This is a genomic window from Colwellia sp. BRX10-3, assembly GCF_014077505.1.
Lineage (GTDB): Bacteria > Pseudomonadota > Gammaproteobacteria > Enterobacterales > Alteromonadaceae > Cognaticolwellia.
In genome coordinates this window covers 1-1,310 of record NZ_JACGWA010000031.1, presented here as the reverse complement: position 1 = coordinate 1,310, position 1,310 = coordinate 1, and the positions used below count along the sequence as shown (strand labels likewise).

Genomic DNA, 1,310 nt, shown 5'->3' with positions numbered 1-1,310 from the left:
CTGTGATCTTGTACCACTTTGGTAGACAGTTATTTATTTAATTGTTACCAAAGAGGTTAATCATGGGACATACAAGAAAGCGACATTACAACCAATATTCATTAGCGTTTAAACTTCATGCTATTTTACTCTCGTCTCAGCAAGGTATTTTAGCTAAAGACGTGGCTAGTTCCTTGGGTATTCACCCCATCATGCTCTATCGTTGGTGTATGGAATACCGTAAAGAGTCATTGTTTACTCATCCGCTTATGAAAAATCATCAAATGGAAAAACCATCCAAAGAGAAGAAGCCCGTCAGTCCCGAAAAGCTTAAACTTGCTAAGGCCAATGCGCACATTAAAAAGTTGGAAAAAAAACTAGCTCGCAGCGAAGAGGATATTGAAATTCTAAAAAAGTTCGAGCGGTTCTTAAAGGAAGACCCCTAGTTAATTTTACCTTTATCAAAAAGAACCATGCCTTAAGTAATGTCTCAAGATTATGCTCGCTGTTGGGGGTGTCTCGCGGTGGTTACTATGCCTGGCATAATCGGCCAGCATCCGCGCATAAAGTCAAAGATAACCAACTTAAGGCTGAACTGATTAAGCAGCACCAAGGCTTTAAACGAGCCTACGGCGCACCAAGAATGCATGTACAGATAAATCGAGAAGGCCTTAGCTGTAGTCGTCGACGCATCACGAGACTAATGAAAGAGCTTAACCTGTGTAGCTCGACTAAAAACTTATATTTGCGCTTACCCAATAGAGGAAAACATTACTCAACAACAAGCAATCATCTGCATTATGTCGCTAAGCCAAGCGCAAAGAATCAACAGTGGGTTGGTGACTTCACCCACATCAGCACTCAAAAAGGTTGGCTCTTTCATGCGGTTGTTATGGATTTATTTACACGTAAATTGATTGGGTGGTCGTTTAGTCGACAACGAAATTCTTTAATGACACAAGCGGCTTTAAAGGCAGCCTTAGCAACAGAAACACCAGATAATAATTGTATATTTCATTCAGACCAAGGAATTGAATATGCGGCGAATGATTTCAAAACTCTTGTGGAAAAGTCAGGTTTTATAAGGAGTATGAGCCGAAAAGCAACGCCGATTGATAATGCGGCGATGGAATCGTACTTCCATACGTTTAAAGCAGAAGCTATTCATGGTAAACGTTTTAACAATCAAGAAGAGGCGACTGCTGTTAGTCAGAAATACATCGCGTTTTACAATCAAGAACGATTACATTCAAGTTTAGGTTATACAACGCCTGAAAAATATGAGAAATTAGGACTTTGAAATGTGTCTACGAAAGTGGTGTAAGATCACT

General features: G+C 39.9%; 2 protein-coding genes. Both read left to right on the top strand.

Going from position 1 to position 1,310, the window contains the following annotated elements; translation table 11 throughout:
• Positions 1-62: 62 nt before the first annotated feature.
• Entirely contained in the window at positions 63-425 is a 363-nt protein-coding gene (locus H4J38_RS16870; RefSeq protein WP_182133651.1) for a transposase, read from the top strand.
• 14 nt (positions 426-439) lie between these two features.
• A complete protein-coding gene (locus H4J38_RS16865; protein ID WP_310733493.1) occupies positions 440-1,279 on the top strand; it encodes an IS3 family transposase in 840 nt (279 codons plus the stop codon).
• Positions 1,280-1,310: the final 31 nt, after the last annotated feature.